At 64.5% G+C, this 231-nt stretch carries 1 pseudogene; it reads right to left on the bottom strand.

From position 1 onward, the window contains the following. Window positions 1-231: pseudogene (locus tag SB816_RS35335) on the bottom strand (3-carboxy-cis,cis-muconate cycloisomerase); the annotation flags it as partial.

The following is a 231-nucleotide window of genomic DNA, read 5'->3' as shown; positions in this document are numbered from 1 at the left end:
AGAATGGGGCGAACGCTGGGCGTACGACGCGAGCACCGCGTCGACGAACGCGTGCGCTTCGCCCACGTAATTGGCGGGGTCGAGCAGCGCTTCAAGACGATTTTCGTCTAGATGCTGCGTGACGGCGGGATCGGCCGCGAGCACGTCGTAAAGCGTGCGTTGCGATTGCACCGCCTGTTTCGAGGCCTTTTCGACGAGGTGATGCGCGTCGAGGCGGCCAATGCGGTCGCC

Source organism: Achromobacter sp. SIMBA_011 (assembly GCF_046535435.1).
In the GTDB taxonomy this organism is placed as follows: Bacteria; Pseudomonadota; Gammaproteobacteria; order Burkholderiales; family Burkholderiaceae_B; genus Achromobacter; species Achromobacter dolens.
Note: the sequence above shows the minus strand (reverse complement) of the source record. Positions and strands in the feature narration are given on the sequence as shown.